10 protein-coding genes and 1 pseudogene are annotated in these 17589 nt (G+C 37.2%); 8 read left to right on the top strand and 3 right to left on the bottom strand.

The window, feature by feature from the left end:
• Positions 1-120: 120 nt before the first annotated feature.
• Together NH286_RS04715 and NH286_RS04720 are read left to right on the top strand one after the other, a co-directional pair.
• Positions 121-2192: pseudogene (locus tag NH286_RS04715) on the top strand (efflux RND transporter permease subunit).
• Positions 2185-4482 (top strand): hypothetical protein, encoded by a 2298-nt coding sequence (locus tag NH286_RS04720; RefSeq protein ID WP_265237298.1) that lies wholly within the window; start codon positions 2185-2187, stop codon positions 4480-4482. The pseudogene NH286_RS04715 and the gene NH286_RS04720 overlap by 8 nt, the downstream one beginning before the upstream one ends.
• Before the next feature lie 969 nt (positions 4483-5451).
• On the opposite strand, the gene NH286_RS04725 is transcribed toward NH286_RS04720, so the two are convergent.
• The gene (locus NH286_RS04725; RefSeq protein WP_265237300.1) at positions 5452-6027 is read right to left on the bottom strand and encodes a xanthine phosphoribosyltransferase; all 576 of its coding nucleotides are present in this window, start codon (positions 6025-6027) and stop codon (positions 5452-5454) included.
• A 135-nt stretch (positions 6028-6162) separates the two neighbouring features.
• Between NH286_RS04725 and NH286_RS04730 the strand changes: the two genes are divergently transcribed.
• Genes NH286_RS04730 through NH286_RS04740 form a run of 3 tightly spaced genes read left to right on the top strand, consistent with a single transcriptional unit; the run spans position 6163 to position 9612 of the window.
• Positions 6163-6855, top strand: coding sequence for a DeoR/GlpR family DNA-binding transcription regulator (locus NH286_RS04730; protein ID WP_265237302.1), 693 nt, complete (start codon positions 6163-6165; stop codon positions 6853-6855).
• Positions 6852-7757: a 1-phosphofructokinase gene (gene pfkB, locus NH286_RS04735; protein WP_265237303.1), complete on the top strand. Its 906-nt coding sequence runs from the start codon at positions 6852-6854 to the stop codon at positions 7755-7757. Before NH286_RS04730 ends, pfkB begins: the two co-directional genes overlap by 4 nt.
• The gene (locus tag NH286_RS04740; protein ID WP_265237305.1) at positions 7747-9612 is read left to right on the top strand and encodes a fructose-specific PTS transporter subunit EIIC; all 1866 of its coding nucleotides are present in this window, start codon (positions 7747-7749) and stop codon (positions 9610-9612) included. The genes pfkB and NH286_RS04740 overlap by 11 nt, the downstream gene beginning before the upstream one ends.
• 108 nt (positions 9613-9720) lie before the next feature.
• Here NH286_RS04740 and NH286_RS04745 read toward each other — a convergent pair whose 3' ends face one another.
• Entirely contained in the window at positions 9721-11871 is a 2151-nt protein-coding gene (locus tag NH286_RS04745; protein WP_265237307.1) for an ABC transporter substrate-binding protein, read from the bottom strand.
• A gap of 614 nt (positions 11872-12485) precedes the next feature.
• On the opposite strand from NH286_RS04745, the gene NH286_RS04750 reads away from it, so the two are divergent.
• From NH286_RS04750 to NH286_RS04760, 3 genes are all read left to right on the top strand, one after another.
• Positions 12486-13772, top strand: a complete 1287-nt coding sequence (locus NH286_RS04750) for a dicarboxylate/amino acid:cation symporter (protein ID WP_265237309.1) — start codon at positions 12486-12488, stop codon at positions 13770-13772.
• Between the two features lie 97 nt (positions 13773-13869).
• Positions 13870-15558: a glycoside hydrolase family 13 protein gene (locus NH286_RS04755; protein WP_265212446.1), complete on the top strand. Its 1689-nt coding sequence runs from the start codon at positions 13870-13872 to the stop codon at positions 15556-15558.
• Positions 15559-15663: 105 nt separating this feature from the next.
• Positions 15664-16497 (top strand): formate/nitrite transporter family protein, encoded by an 834-nt coding sequence (locus tag NH286_RS04760; protein ID WP_265212448.1) that lies wholly within the window; start codon positions 15664-15666, stop codon positions 16495-16497.
• Positions 16498-16626: 129 nt separating this feature from the next.
• On the opposite strand, the gene NH286_RS04765 is transcribed toward NH286_RS04760, so the two are convergent.
• The coding region (locus tag NH286_RS04765; protein ID WP_265237311.1) for an IS110 family transposase at positions 16627-17589 on the bottom strand (963 nt) is incomplete at its 5' end.

Consider the following 17589-nt stretch of genomic DNA (forward strand, 5'->3'; position numbering starts at 1 on the left):
TCATAACTTATTAAGTGCCTTTTACTAGTAGGAATATTTCATAAAAGCCAATTTTAAAGAATCTTTAGGTCTTAGCTTGTGGCTGAATTATTTAGTCCGAATTTAGAAAGGAAGTTAGAAATGAAAAAAATATCTAAATTTATTTCCTATCATCCAAGATTAGTTTTACTTATTATGACCTTATTGCTCATTCCTTCTTGGATAGGATATAAGTCTACTGGTGTCAATTATGATATCTTGTCATATTTGCCAGCTGATCTAGAGTCCACCCAGGGCCAGGAAATCTTGGATAAGGATTTTAAAAATGCTGCTACGGGCATGCTAATCCTTAAGGGGACTGACCATGATGCGGATGTGCTTAAAAATGAAATCCTTAAGATTGATGGGGTGGAGGATGTAATTTCCAAGTCTTCTATACTTGGCGATACGGTTCCAAATGAATTTTTGCCAGATGAAATCAGGGATGCCTTTTATGCGGAGGATTCTACCCTGCTTATGGTTAAATTTTCTGAATCATCTTCATCTATAAGGACTATGGAGGCTATTGATGCCATAAAGAGCCTTGAGTCTAAGGAAAAATACCTAAGCGGGATTTCTTCTTTGGTTAAGGATACTAAGGATTTGATTGATAAGGAAACTCCAATCTATGTGGCTCTTGCTGTTGCACTTGCCCTTGTGGTCTTATCCTTTGCCAACGAATCAACTATTATCCCATTTTTGTTTATGCTAAATATTGGCTATGCGATTTTGTATAACTTTGGGACCAACTTATTCCTTGGGGAAATTTCCTATATTACCAAGGCTATTGCAGCTGTTTTGCAGCTGGCTGTTACTACAGACTATTCGATTTTCCTCTATCACAGGTATGTAGAAAAGAAGAGGAAAAATGAAAGCAAAAACGAGGCTATGGCCAAGGCCATTGATTCAACCCTTGCGTCTATCTTTGCCTCATCCCTTACTACCTTTGCAGGATTTTTGGTCCTCTTACTTATGCAATTAGGCCTTGGTAAAGATATTGGCTTGGTAATGAGTAAGGGCGTACTTTTGGGCCTTATTTCAACAGTAGTTGTCTTACCACCAATGATTTTGATGGCAGAAAAACTTGTAAATAGGTTTAACCACAAGGTCTACCTACCTAGTTTTGAAAGAACAGCCAATTTTACAATTAAAAATAGGAAGAAACTCTTCATAGTATTTTTGCTCTTGTTCCTACCAGCTATCTACGGGTCAAGGAATACCGACCTTTACTACAACTTAGATAGGTCTCTCCCTCAAGATTTGGATTCAATAGTTGCGCTAAATAAGATGAAAAAGGACTACAAGATGGCTTCAAGCCACTTTATAGTAGTAAAAGATGACCTATCAAAGACATCTGTTAATTCCATGATTGAAGAAATTGAAAATGTGGATGGGGTTAACAATGTACTTAGTATAAATTCTATGACAGGCCTAACCCTACCTAGCGAATATTTACCAGATAAGCTTAAGAAGAATTTTGAGCAAGCTGGCTATCAGATGATAATGGTAAATTCCAAATATCAGACAGCCTCAGATGAGGTAAATAAGCAAATTTCAGCTATAGATAAGATTGTAAAGGCCCATGACCCAGAGGGCAAGCTCACTGGTGAAGCAGTTCTTACAAAGGATTTGACAATATTATCAGACAGGGACTTTAAAATGGTAAATATCGTATCAATCGCAGTGGTATTTTTAATCATTGCCCTAGTCTTTAAGTCACTTGCAATTCCAATAGTTTTGATTGCTGCAATTGAGTTAGCTATTTTTATAAATATGGGAATCCCATTTTATTTTGGCCACACCATCCCATTTATTACATCGATAATTATAGGGGTAGTTCAATTAGGTTCAACCATTGACTATTCAATCCTGATGATGGATAGGTTCCTCTTTGAATATAAAAAGCACAGAAATCTCGAAAAGGCCCTCGACCTTTCAGTCAGGGAAACTTCAAAATCAATTGTTACATCAGCCCTAGCCTTTTTTGCGGCGACAATTGGCGTTGGTATCTATTCAAAAATGGAGATTGTTTCGACTATTTGTATTTTCTTGGCAAGAGGTGCGATAATTTCAATGCTTGTAATTATTATCTTCCTACCAGCATTAATTGGAATCACCCTTCCATTTATAGAAAAACTACTAAAGGATTAAAGAAAGGAAATGAAAATGAATAAAAAATTTACAAAGGCCCTTGCAGTTTTAAGCGTAAGCGCAATCCTTGGAGGTAATATAGCTTACGCTGCTGAGCCTAAGGCTAGCAAAAATGAAACAGTTTATGTAAGCAAGGAAGCAGGGGAGATTAAAGATAAGACTGTTTCTGTTTGGATAAATAAGGATGAGAAGTCCAAGCTTAAGGATAAATCAGACCTTAAGGATATCAAAAATCTAGAGACCGATGAGAAAATCGAGGCCAAGGATGGCCAGATTGACATAGATAGTGATGTCAAAGACTTTTATTACCAAGGTAAGACTGACAAGGACTTGCCAGTGGATGTGGAAATAAAATACCAACTTGACGGTAAGGATATAACTTATAAGGACCTAGATGGCAAATCAGGTAAGCTAAAAATCACCATAAGTGCCCATAATAAAGTAAAATCTAGCCTTAAGTCAGGAAAAATTATCTATTCACCTTACCTAGTTGCAAGTGAAATGACCTTTGCTGATGACCAGGTTAAAAATATTAAGGCTGATTCTGCAAAGATTATAAAAGATGGCAAAAACCAGATAGTTACTTGCATCCTAACACCTGGAATTAGGGATAATTTCGATGGAATCCTTGATAGCGATAAGCTTGATAAGTTTAAAGATGAGATTGAAATTGAAATGGAAGTTGAAAATTTCAAGCCAAGCGAGGCCTATCTTGTAATTACCAATGAAATTTTCCAAGATGGCAAGACTTTGGATTCCCTTGATGACCTAGACCAAGGGATAGGGGAATTAACAGCAAATGCAGGCAAACTAGTCGATGCATCAGCTAAGCTTAAGGATGGATCAGCTAGCCTAAATCAAGGTCTAGGAGACCTTGCAGGTGGAGCTGATAAGCTAGCAAATGGTTCCCAAAGATTAAAGGATGGCTTTGATCAGATGAGTGGTGCCTTTGCAGGTCTTCCAGAAAAGATTGGCCCAATGCAAGAAGCCATAAGCGCCCTAAATAATGGAGGGGCAAGGCTAAATGCAGGCCTTGGCCAATATACAGGAGGAGTTGCTGAGATAAATTCAAATATGACCGCCCTCTTAGAAGGGGCTGATGGCCTAAATCAAGGGGCCAATGACCTAGATGCTGGAATTAAGGATCTTAGCCAGGGCCTTGTAAGTATGAAAGAAAAAATATCTGAGGGATCTGATGGAAATGATTTGGCAGAATTTGCTAAGGGCATCAAGACCCTAAAGGCAGGAATCGATGATTTTAGCCAAAAAATAGATCCTATGGCTGATTCCTTAAATAAGTTAAGTGCTGGCTTAGAAGAGGCAAGCAAGTCTCAAGTGAGTCTTGCAGGAGGTCTTGAAAAACTAAATGAGGCAAGCCAAAATGCCCCATCTAGTCAAGCAACTCTAGCAAGTATAAATGAAAAGGCGTCTGCTCTTGAAAATCAAATAGCAAGCCTTGAATCGAAAAACCTTGACGGGTCATTGACAGGAGAGATAGAAAGCCTAAGAGCCATCCAAAGTGGACTTTATAAAGATGCTACAAATCTTACTGCAAGTGCCAAGGCAAATGCCAGTATCTCAGCTGGTTTAAATCAATTAAGTCAATCATCAAATGACCTTACATCAGGTCTGGGCAAATTAAATCAAGGATTAGCAGAGATGGCAAGTCAAGTAAATTCTTCTAAGAAAGACTTAAACCAGGCATCAGAGGCCCTAGGAGCAGGACTTGCCAAGCTTGACCAAGGCTTAGAAAAAAGCGACTTGATGAAATTAGCTGAGGCCTTCGACCAATTAGACCAGGGACTTTCTAAATTAAAGGCAGGTTCCGAGAAATTAGCAGCAGGCACCAGCAGGAATAAGGAAGGTGTAGAAAAACTTGCCCAAGCCTTAAATCTTCTTGATTCAAAATCAGAAGAATTAAAGACAGGATCAGAACAATTGGCAGGTGGCCTAAGTGAATTTAATGAAAGATCTAAGGCCCTAAAAGACCTAACATCTATAAATGACAAGGCCTTAAATCCAATGGCCCAAGGCCTAAATGACCTAAATAAGGGAATCCTGGACCTAAGAGCAGGAGCCTTAAAATTAAAAGAAGGATCTGACACCTATAAGGCAAAATATGACGAATTTGACTCAGGCCTTAGAAGATATAAGGCAGAAGGCATAGATAAATTAGAAGAAAAGACTGGCGATTTAGACAAGGCCAAAGAAGTCCTAGACCAAATGTCAAACCTTGCTAGGAAAAATAATTCAATCTCAGGCACAAGTAATGAATTTGAAACCAGATCAAGGATTATAGAAAAGATTAGATAAGAAAATTAATGTTGAAAAACAAGGGATTTGTTATATAATAATACCAAGAGAAGCCACCTCTTACAAAGCAGAGTAATTGAGTAACACAAATTCACAAAAAAGACCCTAGCTGGTGACTAGGGTCTTTTTAATTATTTGTCCATAGAATCTGATATCTTGCTTGTTAAAAGCAGAATTAGGCCTACAAACAATGGAAAATAAAAATTTTCCCATAGTAATTGAGTTAACATGAACTCACCTCCCTCCACCTAAATAATATATGGTGTTAGGCAAGTTTATTATATCATATCTTGATAAAAGTAGACAATAAGTAAGCTTGAAAAATGGGGGATTTGTTATATAATAATACCAAGAGAAGCCACCTCTTACAAAGCAAATGATGGTAGTCGTGATTAGACTCACGAAAAAAGACACTAGGCCTAAACTAGTGTCTTTTTGATTTAATTGTCCATAGAATCTAAAATCTTGCTTGCTAGAAGCAGGATTAGACCTACAAACAACGGAAAATAAAAATTTTCCCAAATGATGGTTGTCATTATAGACTCACCTCCCTCCACCTAAAAATATAGGGTGTTAGGCAAGTTTATTATATCATATCTTGATAAAAGTAGACAATAAGTAAGCTTGAAAAATGGAGGATTTGTTATATAATAATACCAAGAGAAGCCACCTCTTACAAAGCAAAGTATAAGAGTAGTGATATAACTCACTAAAAAATACCCCAGCTGCAATCTGGGGTATTTTTTGTTATTATTTGTTCATAGAATCCCAATACTTGCTTACAAAAAGCAGGATTAGTCCCACGAACAATGGAAAATAGAAATTTTCCCAAAGTATAAGAGTTAGCATTATAACTCACCTCCCTCCACCTAAAAAATATAGGGTGTTAGGCAAATTTGTTATATCATATTTATATATTTAAACACAAAAAAGCTGGTTAAGGTTATTTTTCTTACCAGCTTTTAATTTTTATTCTCCTACAAAGGTGATTTTGCCTTCTTCTAGTTTCGCAATTCTTGCTAGGGAATAGATATCAACTCCCATTTCTTCTACAAGGGCCCTACCATCTGAGAATGACTTTTCTACAACTATACCTAGTCCTACAGGGTTGGCGCCTGCTTGTCTGCAAAGAGCTACCATGCCTTTGGCTGCTTGACCATTAGCTAGGAAGTCATCGATCATGAGGATGTTTTCTCCTTCTTTTAAGAAGTTTTTATCTACTATTAGCTCATTTGTGACTTGTTTGGTAAATGAATATACGCTTGAGTGGTAGACATCTTCACTTGTTGTGAGAGATTGTTTTTTTCTTGCAAAAACACAGTTTACTTCTAGTTCTAGGGCTGTGGCAAGGGCTGGAGCAATACCAGATGATTCAACAGTTAGGACCTTATCGATGTTTTTGTCTTTAAAGTAGGCAGCAAACTCTTCTCCCATTTTATGTATAAGTTTGGCATCTATCTGTTGGTTTAAAAATGAATCTACCTTTAGTATGTTTGGACCAATAACAATTCCGTCTTTGAGAATTCTTTCTTCTAGTTCTTTCATCATATCTCCTTATCATATCAAATCAATATTTGTAAGCTTTTTATAATTATAATTCTTTTCTAAAATTAGTCAATTTTTGAGAAGTTATGATTGTTTTTGATTGACTTTGAATGAATTTGATGTTATAATATTAACATGATATTAGAAAAAAGATTAGATCTTATAATTTCAACCCTCAAGAAAGAGGAGAAGGTATCAAATAAGGTCCTAACTGAAAAGCTTAAGGTAAGCGAGTCTACTCTTAGGCGTGACTTAGATTATTTACAAAAGCAAGGCAAGATAAGAAGAGTGCATGGAGGTGCAGTTCTTAATATCAATCCTAGCGAGCTAAATTATCTTGACAATGAAAGGGTCCACACCAAGGAGAAGGCAGCAATTGCCAAAAAGGCGGGAGGCCTTATAGGAGATGCCAAATTTATTTATTTAGATGCTGGTTCTACCTGCCATCAAATCCTTGACTATCTGGATATGACAATGGATATAAAGATAGTAACAAATGGTCTTATGCATGTAGAAAAGCTGATTTCTAAAAATATCCCAACCCTCATTCTAGAAGGGGAGATAAAGCCATCAACTATGGTGATAACAGGGATTAAGACCTTAGAATCCATAAGCTCTTACAATTTTGACCTAGCCTTTATTGGGGCCAATGGTTATGATGAGGAGGGCTTTTATACAGCAGATACTAATGAGGCTGTAGTTAAGGCAAAGGCAATAGAAAATGCGACTAGGGCCTATGTCTTGGCAGATTCTTCTAAGGAAAATATCAAGTACTTTGCAAGGATAGCAAAAAGGGAAGATGTAGAACTAATAAGGGAGGAAGGATGATTTACACAATTACGACAAATCCATCAATTGACTATATCATGAGATTTGATAAGTTTAGCGATGGGGCCACAATCAGGGCTTATGAAGATGAAAAATATCCTGGTGGCAAGGGGATTATGGCAAGTAAAATCCTCAAAAACCTCGGAGAAGACCCTATAAATCTGGGTTTTGTGGGTGGTTTTATTGGAGAATATATAGCAAGTGGTGTAAGAGACTTGGGTCTTAAGGAAAAATTTGTAAGGATTGCAGACAATTCAAGGATCAATGTCAAATTAAAATATGACCACGAAACAGAAATAAATGCCAAGGGCCCAAACATTTCCAAGGAAGAAGTGGAAGAATTTTTTACAAGCCTTAAGGAAATTAGTGGAGATGACATAATAGTTATCTCAGGCTCCCTTCCATATAGCCTTTATGAAGATTTTTATAAAAAGGTCATAGAGGCTACAGGGGCAAGATTTACCATAGATATAGCTGATAAGAGGGTGCTTGATTATCTAAAATACAAGCCACTTCTAATTAAGCCTAACAAGGAAGAGCTTGGTAAGATTTTTGAAACAGAAATCACCGATGAAAATATGGTTAAATACGCCAAAAAGCTCAACCAGCTTGGGGCGCAAAATGTAATAGTTTCTCTAGGAGCGGAAGGGTCTATCTTTGTAGATGATAATATCGCCCTAAGAGCTAAACCTATCAAAGGAAAGCTTGTAAATTCAGTAGGTTCTGGAGATAGTATGGTGGGAGGTTTCGTCTACGGACTTGTAAATGCTTACGATAAGACAGATGCCTATAAGCTTGCAGCAGCCTGTGGAAGCGCAACAGCATTTAGTCCTGATATAGCTGAAAGGACAATGATTAACAATATTTTAAGGGAAGTAGAGGTAGAAGAAATTGGAAATTAGAGATTTACTAAAAAAGGATCTGATGATCCTAGACTTAAAAGCAGACAGTAAGGAAGCTGCTATCGATGAAATCGCAGCAAAGTTTTTTGAAAAAGGCTATGTAAAAAGTGCAGAAGACTTTGCAGCTGGCCTTAGAGAAAGAGAAGCCCAAGGCTCAACAGCTCTTGGAGAATCAGTAGCCATCCCTCACAGCAAAAACGCAACAGTAATAGAACCTGCAGTTCTCTTTGCTAGAAAAATCGGAGGACTTGATTACGATGCCCTTGATGGGGAGGCGACAGAAATATTTTTTGCAATAGCAGCTCCAGACGGGGAAAATAACCTCCATGTTGCAACACTTGCAGAATTATCAAAGATGATAATGAAAAATGGTTTTATCGCTGACCTTAAGAAGGTAGAAAATCCTGAAGATGTATATGGAGTGATTGATAAATATTCAGAAGCTAAAAAAGAAGAAGTCGTTGAAGCTTCTCCAGCTGATAAAAAAGCTTGCCATATCCTAGCTGTAACAGCTTGTCCAAATGGTATTGCCCACACCTACATGGCCCAAGAAGCCCTAGAAAAGGCAGCTAAGGCTAAGGGAGCAAATATCAAGGTAGAAACAAATGGATCTGATGGAATCAAAAATAGACTCACCCAAGCAGAAATAGATGCGGCTGATGTTATAATAATTGCAGCAGATAAAAAGGTAGAAACAGCCAGATTTAACGGCAAAAAGCTAATCCAAAGACCAGTATCAGATGGGATTAGAAAGGCAGATGAGTTAATTGACCAGGCCCTAGCAGGCAAGGCCAATATTTATCATGAAGAAGGCGGAGCCAGCCAAGAATACGCCGAAGAGAGCCAATCTCTTGGACAAAAAATCTACGGAGACCTCATGAATGGTATTAGCCATATGCTACCATTTGTAATCGGTGGTGGAATCCTAATGGCTATCTCCTTCCTAATAGAAAGATTTGCAGGCAATGAATCAGTGGCCTTCACCTTCCTAAATGGACTTGGTGGAGATGCTTTCAATTTCCTAATTCCAATCCTTGCAGGCTATATAGCCTACTCAATAGCTGACAGACCAGGTCTAATGCCAGGTATGGTTGCAGGACTTATGGCAAGCCGTGGAGCAGGCTTTATTGGCGGACTAATCGGAGGTTTTATAGCAGGTTATGTAGTAAACTTCCTTAAGAAAGCTTGTAAAAACCTACCAAAGACCGTAGAAGGTCTAAAACCAATGCTTATCTACCCAGTTCTTGGCCTATTTATAGTTGGGGCAATCATGTTCTTTGTAATAGATCCAATTTTTACTGGAATAAACACAGCTATCAATAACTGGCTAACAGGACTTGGCGGAGCAAACATGGTAATCCTTGGTGCCCTCCTTGCAGCAATGATGGCAGCAGACATGGGTGGTCCAATCAACAAGGCAGCCTACGCCTTTGCAATAGGTGCCTTCACAGATACAGGAATAGGAACCTTTATGGCAGCAGTAATGGTAGGCGGCATGGTCCCACCAATTGCCATAGCTTTTGCTACAACTTTCTTCAAAAACAAATTCAATGAAGAACAAAAGAAGACAACAATTACTAACTATATCCTAGGAGCATCCTTCATCACAGAAGGAGCAATCCCATTTGCGGCAGCAGAGCCACAAACAGTCCTTCCATCATGTATAGCAGGATCAGCCCTAGCGGGTGCTATAGTAGGATATTTCGGAGTAAGCGCTCCAGCCCCACACGGAGGAATCTTCATCCTTCCAGCAATGTCAAGCCTAAACCAAGCCCTACTCTTTGTAGGTGCAGTTCTAATAGGTGCTGTAGTCGGAGGCCTAATCCTTGGAGCAATCAAGAAAAAACCAGAATAATAAGATAGCTAAGATTTTAAATCATTAATAATATTGACGGATCTTTAAAAAGTCTAAGATAGAAAAAAGACGAGGAATGAAAATGTCCTCGTCTTTTTATAATAAATTTTATTTTTCGATTGTCATTGCGTTGATTTGGTCACATGCTTGCCATACTGGTGTGATGACATCAAAGCCCTTAATCCTGTTTGAATATCCTGTGTGGAATACATTTGAATATAGTGGGATTTCTGGTAGGTAGTCGTTATACCATTTTTGGAATTCTTCCCACTTATCTAGGTAGCCTTCTTTGTCAGATGGATCTGTTTTTCTTAAACTTGCAGTTACTTCATCTGCCTTTGGATCATTGACCTTGCTTCTGTTAAATGGTCCTTCTGATGAGTAGTAGAACCATGGGTCAAATGGTGTAGCAAAGTCTGAAGCCATTGAAAAAGCTGTATATTGTGCATCTTCTTTTGGGAAACTCAAATAATCCATTAGGGTTGAGAATGAGCCTGCTGTCACATTATATTCCATACCAGCTTGCTTAGCATTTGGAGGAAGTTGGTTTGATATTAGGGTTGTAATTGGTGATTGTTCTGCTCCATATTGGTTAACAACGAGCTTGTTTCCATTTTCGTCATACCTATAATAGTCGAAGCCGTCTTGGTTTTTGTTAAATTCATCTAGTGCTTTTGCCTTATCCCATGGACTCTTGCCGTCTTTTTCGAACTTGTAAGGAGTTTTGTCTAATAATTCATTTGCCTTATCAATATTTAAAATCCAGTTTGTAAGTTTTTCTTGTAAATCTGCTCCTCTTTCCTTATACATCCATTGGCTTTGGCCATACATACCATTTGTTACTACACCATAACCACCTAGGAAGGCTTGAACAAATTCGTTCCTGTCCATTAAGCTTGCTATAGCTTGTCTTACTTCCTTGTATTTAGTTGCTCCTCTGTCTGTTAAAAAGATTATATTTCCATAACCATTTCTTTCATAAGAAGATAAGCCTATTTTTCCAGCCTCTTGTGCTTTTTTGAGTTGGGCAATTTTCCCACCATCAGTTTCAGCTTCCCAAATGTCGATGTCGCCATTTTCTAGTAGGTCTGGGCCTATATTTCTATTTACCAATTGAACTATGATGTGATGTATGCTAGCTTTTTGGCCTTTGAAATTGCCTTGGTAATTCTCATTAAGGTCAAGTTTAACCATGTTATTTTCAAATTTATTGAACTTGTAAGGACCGCAAGTTACTGCAGGATTAAACCTGTAATCGCTTGTTTCTTTTATCATGGCTTCTTCAATTAGAAGTCTTGTTGGGTCAACATCTCCGCTTTTACGAGCTTCGAGGTCTTTTTCTTTTTGGTCTAATTCTTCTTTAGCTTTTTTGTAATCTTCGCTTTCCTTATCCTCTCCTTCATTGTCTTTGTCAAAGTTTTCTTTTAGGAGGGCAATTTGATTATCTATAGATTTTTTGTAATTTTCTTTGTCTTTGTCAGTCACTTGGTAACCTTCTTTAACAACAAGTTTCTTGCCATCTTTTGATACAGCCAAGTTTTGACCAATATAGTGAAGAGGTGTTGGGCCTGCATTAGATAAGGCTTGAGCTTCAAAATATGGTAATTGTGAAGCATCAACTGTGATAGAGAAAGTATAATCATCAATCTTTTCTAGACCTTCAAATGAATCTGTATCACCCTTTTTGAAAGCCTCGAATCCCTTAAGAGAATCACCACCAACATTTAAAGAGCCTGTAAGAGTGTTAAAGTCCTTATCAGATTCTAGTAGGATTCCAAAAAGATAATCATCAGCTGTAATAGGCTCGCCATCTGACCATTTCAAATCTTTTTTGATTGTGTATTTGGTGGTCATAGACCCATCTTCATTCTTGATGAGCTCAGGTTCTTTTTCTAGGGCAGCGGTATTTGTTTGGAACTGGCCATATTCATCTATAACATAGCAATTATAGCCATTGTTTCCTTCAATACCCATAAACTTTCTAACATTTACGTCATTTGCGTCATTATTGTAGCCTTGGATGAAGTCTCCATTAATAGTGCCAACACCCAAAACTATGGTATCATCAGCTGTCTGCTTTTCAAAATCATCAAGATTTTCTTTTTGACTATCCTCTAAAGGTTGGGCATCCTTGTTTTCCTCTTGTCCACTTGCCCCATTTCCCGCATCGTTTGTAGAATTTGAATTGGATCCACAAGCCGAAAGACTTAGGACTAAAGCCAAAGCCAATAGGGATGAATAAAGTTTTTTGTTTTTCATACTAACCTTCCTTTTATCTATGTATATTTTATAAATATTTAAAACTCTACTCTCATTATTCATTCGAGTCAAAGATTATTGTATATATATTAATTTCCTTTTTTAAATTTAGTAGATTTCTAGGTTGGGCAATATCAGGATAAAGGACTTTGTAGCCTTGGTTTTTTCTTTTCCTAAAGTGTTTATATTCATCTTTTATTCGTATCCTTATCTTGGTATTTATGTAGATTTTTTAATTTTTAAGTAAAAGTTAATCTTGATTAATTTACTAGGTCTTGTATAATCTAAATATAATAAATTGACATGAAAAAGAAGAGAATATATAAGCGAGTATTACAGAGAAAGTTAGGTAGCTGAGATAACTATATGAGCAATATATTTATGCATCTTTGAGTCGGGTAGGCGAAAATAGTAGCTTATCACAGGTTCGCCTGTTATAGCGAGCGGAGTTATTTGACTCCCATGAGGTTTTCTATTTATATATAGAAGATGAACGAAGGTGGAAACACGATTGCACTCGTCCTTTATTTGGGGACGGGATTTTTTTTACTCAATTTATGATGGTTTGTTGCAATAATCCTCCATTGAGAGGTGAATTTATAGAAAGGTGATATATGAAATATCTAGCAGTAGCAGTAGTCTTGGCTTTGTTTTTTGGCCTAAGTCTACTTAAAAAACGTGGATCAAAATTTTCCACGAGGGTAATTTTAGGTTCAATCCTAGGACTAGGAGTAGGATTTATCTTTAAGGGAGAAACTGAGCTTGTAGGAATCTTTGGAGAAGTTTATGCCAACCTCCTCTTTGCCCTTGTAATTCCTCTACTTTTAACATCTGTTATAAAGGTGGTGGTATCAAGCGAAAACCTAGCCAAGCTTAAGAGCTTGGGTCTAAAGACAGTTGGAATCTTAAGTCTTCACAATGTCCTAGGCTCTCTAATTGGTCTTGTTTTAGCTTTTAGTTTTTCAATCGGAAGTGGGGCAAATATTCCTTTGCCAGAAGCGGCAGAAGCCAAGGAAGTACCAAGCTTTGCCGAAGCAGTGGTAGGATTTTTCCCAAAAAACATTATAGATGATGCAGGAAATGGTAGGGTAATTCCAATAATTGTCTTTGCTGTTCTAATCGGTCTTGCTGTTTTACAATTAATCGAACACGGCAAGGAAGAGGAAACCAAGCCTTTTGTAGCCTTTATTGAATCATTTTCAGCAGTGATTAATAGGCTAATCGGCTTTGTCACAGACTTTACCCCATATGCAGTCCTTTCCTTAATAGCAAGGGCTGTAGCAAAGATAGACTACACAGCTATCAAGCCTTTAGTCTTTATCCTAATATTAACTTATCTGGCAAGTGGGATTCATTCCTTTGTAACAACCGGTGCCCTTTTAAGCATTTTTGCTAAGGTAAACCCAGTCCACTTTTTTAAAAAGCACTTCCCAGTCCAAACCATAGCCTTCACCACCCAGTCATCAGTAGGAACAATTCCTGCCAATGTCGCAAACCTTGAAGAAGAACAAGGTGTCGCAGAAGAAATAGCATCCTTTGTAGCCCCAATTGGAGCAACCATGGGTATGCCAGGTTGTGCAGGCTTTTGGCCAGTAATGACAGCAGTCCTTACAGCAAATGTATTAGACCTAGGTTGGGGAATATCAAATTACGCTAGCCTTATAATAGTAGCGCTTCTTGTATCCCTAGGCACAGTAGGAGTTCCAGGCACAGCTACAATTTCTACAACAGCAGTCTTTGCAGCCATGGGCCTACCGATAGAAATGGTAGTAATTCTTTCTCCTATCTCATCCCTAGCAGATATGGGAAGGACTGCTACAAACGTCACAGCAGCAGCCTCATCAGCAGTGATTGTTGCAGCAAGTGAAGGCAAGCTTGATAGGGAAAAATATAATAAATAAGAAAAGATATCAGAAGCTAAGTCTTCTGGTATTTTTTTAGACAAAAATGAAAAAATCTCATCCTAGCATATAATTATATAAATGAAAGTGAGGATTTATGAATAAAAGTGCAATTTTACATTTAAGTGAAAGCTTTATGGCCTATGCCATAGGTGAAGACGAACTAAATATAAGGTTGAGGGCTGGTAGGGAAGATGAAGTCGATGTAAGCCTGCTTTACACATACAAATTTGACTACCCGCACAGCTGGCAGGAAGCTAATATGGAGAAGACCTTTGTCGATGAGCTTTTTGCTTACTATGAGATAAATATAAAAATAAAAGATAAGAGATTTGCCTATATTTTCAAAATAGAAGAAGCTAATAAGACTTATTACCTAAGTGAATATGGACTCGAAGAGACTTATGATCTTGATAATTTTTACTTCACATCATTTCACATGCCATATATCAACGAGGCAGATATTTTTAAGCCAGTCGAATGGATGAGGGATGCTGTATTTTATCAGATTTTTGTCGAGAGATTTAATAGGGGGAATTTTGACAAAGATGATACCTATATCAATCAAAAATGGCTAGACTTGCCATCTCCAAAGTCTTTTGCAGGTGGCGACCTTAGGGGAATTACTGAAAAACTAGACTATATTAAAGAATTGGGTATCAACTGCCTTTATCTGACTCCGATTTTTAAGTCACCGACCAACCACAAGTACGATATAATTGATTATTTTGAAATTGATCCGCATTTTGGTGATAAAAAAGACTTTAAAAAGCTTGTCAATAGGGCCCATGACTTGGGTATAAGGATTGTCCTAGATGCAGTTTTTAACCACATGTCCCACCTAAATCCTATCTTTGAAGATGTGAGGGAAAAGGGAGAAAAATCTAAATATAACAATTGGTTTTATATTGATGGAGATAAGGCTGATATAGAAAAGATAAATTACCAGACCTTTGCCCATGTTTATAATATGCCCAAGCTTAGGACTTCAAATAAGGAGGTCCAAGATTATTTAATAAAGGTAGGCAAGTATTGGATTGAGGAGTTTGACATAGATGGCTGGAGACTTGATGTGTCAGATGAGGTTAGTCATGATTTTTGGAAGAGATTTCGTAAGGAAATCAAAAGTGCCAAGGCTGACGCTGTAATTATCGGAGAAAATTGGCACAACGCTGAGACTTTCCTAAGAGGTGATGAATTTGATTCTATAATGAATTATGCCTTTAGTAAAATAAGCCTTGATTATTTTACTAAAAAGATTGATGCAAAGAAAGCAAGTGATCGTTTTAATATGGTTCAGATGAGAAATAGAAATCAGGCAAACATGATGATGCTAAATCTACTTGATACCCACGATACACCTAGATTTATTACAGAAATAAATGGGTCTAGGGATAAACATTTGGCAGCGATAGCTTTAAGCGTTGTGTATATGGGGGCTAACTTAGTCTATTATGGAACAGAAATTGGCCTAGAAGGCAAGGGAGACCCAGATTGCAGGAGATCTTTCCCTTGGATTAGTCTAGAAAAAAACATATCTTATCTGGAAAAAATCAAGGAAATTTTAAGTGTAAAGGGTCAAAAAGTTATAAGAGATGGCAAGATTAAAATTTCAAGCAAGGATGATATTTTATTAGTCGAAAGGTTTGATTGCGAAAGCAAGCTAAGCCTTGCTATAAATTTGGGTAATGATCTAGATTTTGACCTAGGAGATTCAAATATCCTAGCAGCTAATAAGTATGAGGATAAAAAGTTAGGCCGAAATTCCTTTGTAATTTGGGGCTAAGGGAAAATTATTTTATTTTTTAAAAGATAGGCCTAGGCTTGTCTTTTTTCTTAGCCTAGAAAAGGTAAGATTATTAATTAATTAGATAAAAAATAAGGAGTATTTATGGAAAATGATCTAAGCCCTGATAAAATTTTACCAAGGGCGACTGATACTTATTGGAAAAAATCTCAAATGCCGATCAAGAAAACGATGATTTTAGCTTTTTTTGCAGGCGTTTTTATAAGCTTAGCAGCAGTGGCCTCAAGCCTTGCCTCAGCCCACTTGCTTGCAAGTCCTGAGACCTTGCCTATGGGTAAACTTATCCAAGGCCTTGTTTTTACACCTGGCCTAATCTTTGTAATGCTTGCAGGTGGGGAGCTTTTTACTGGTAATTGCCTGATGGTCTTTGCCCTCTTTGATAAAAAAATCAGCCTTAAGACTATGCTAAAATCATGGGCTTTAGTCTATTTTGGAAATTTTATAGGGGCTCTTTTTATAGTAATTCTGCTCGCCCAATCTGGTCAATGGCTAATGGGAGATGGCCTTGTTGGGGCAAGGACAATTTTAATAGCCAAGGCAAAAATAGACTTATCCTTTAGCCAGGCCCTTATCCTGGGAATTTTGGCCAACTTTTTGGTATGCTTGGGTGTTTGGATGGGACTTGGAGCCAAATCTTATGGGTCAAAGGCCATAGCTGGATTTTTCCTAGTGCTAATATTTGTCCTATCAGGTTTTGAGCATAGCATTGCCAATATGTATTATATACCAGCAGGAATTATGGCTAAAAATATTGCAAGTCTTGCGGTAAAATCCGGTCTAGGTGGACAGGCTATAGCTAGTCTTAATTTGTCTAACATGGTTGTTAAAAACCTCCTGCCAGTTACCCTTGGCAATATTATCGGTGGGGCCATCCTTGTTGGATTTTTGTACTTTTTAGCCTATAGGAAAGAGGCTTGATATGGAAAAAGATATAAGATTAACTAGACCAGCTATCAAATGTCAAGAGAAAATAAAAAATAATTAATCTTGTAATTTATGGCACATCAAATAAGCCTAAAAATTAGGCTTAGAAAAACTAAATAACAACTAAATATTCGGTATGTAAGTTTTGTTATCTCTTAAAACAGCAAAAATTATGTTAGTAAGTTTTCTAGCAACTGCACCAATAGCTGTACCATGAGCCTTACCCCTTTGTCTAAGCTTTTGATAATAAACAGACAAAGCAGGATCTTTAAAAGCAGCAACACTAGCAGCAAGCCAAATAGCACGTCTAAGATAAGGAGAACCACGTTTAGAAATCTTAGTATCAGTAGCATTAAAATTGCCAGATTGCTTAACAGCAACATCTAAACCAGCATAAGCAACCAACTGATTAGCTCTCTCAAAACGAGAAATATCACCAATTTCTGAGAAAATAGCAGCACCTAAGACATCACCAATACCGGTGATAGAAGTAATAACAGGGCATAAAGAATTAATCATAGAAGAAATTTCATCTTCAATATCAGCTATCTGATCTTCAAGAAAAGAAATTTGAGCAATAATCTGTTTAATTTGAAAAGAAAAAGACTTTAAAGCAAACTTAACACCAAAAGAATTAGAAGCCTTCTCTTGAATTTCTTTAGCCTTATCAATACCAAAGCGACCCTTACTACACTTAGACAACATCTTAGCAAGCTCATCAGCAGGAATAGAAATCATATCCTCAGGCAAAGGATACTTACTCAAAAGCTCCTTAGAAGCCACACCATAAATATTAGAAAAAAGCGAAGAATACTCAGGGAAAACCTGATCTAAAATACAAACAAGCTTTCTCTTCCAATCAGAAGCTTCATCAACAAGAGCAAACCTGAACCTAGAAAGATTTCTTAAAGCAAAAGTATCCTCATCAGAAAAATGAGAAACAGAAAACTCACCGAACCTAAGAATTTGAGCAATAACAAAAGAATCAACAGAATCATTCTTAGTCTGTCTAATATACATCTTTCTAAAAGCATCAGATTGAATAGGGTTAATAACAACACAAGAAAAACCTAAATCAATTAAGAA

The sequence above is a fragment of the Anaerococcus sp. NML200574 genome (assembly GCF_026131665.1).
Taxonomy (GTDB): domain Bacteria; phylum Bacillota; class Clostridia; order Tissierellales; family Peptoniphilaceae; genus Anaerococcus; species Anaerococcus kampingae.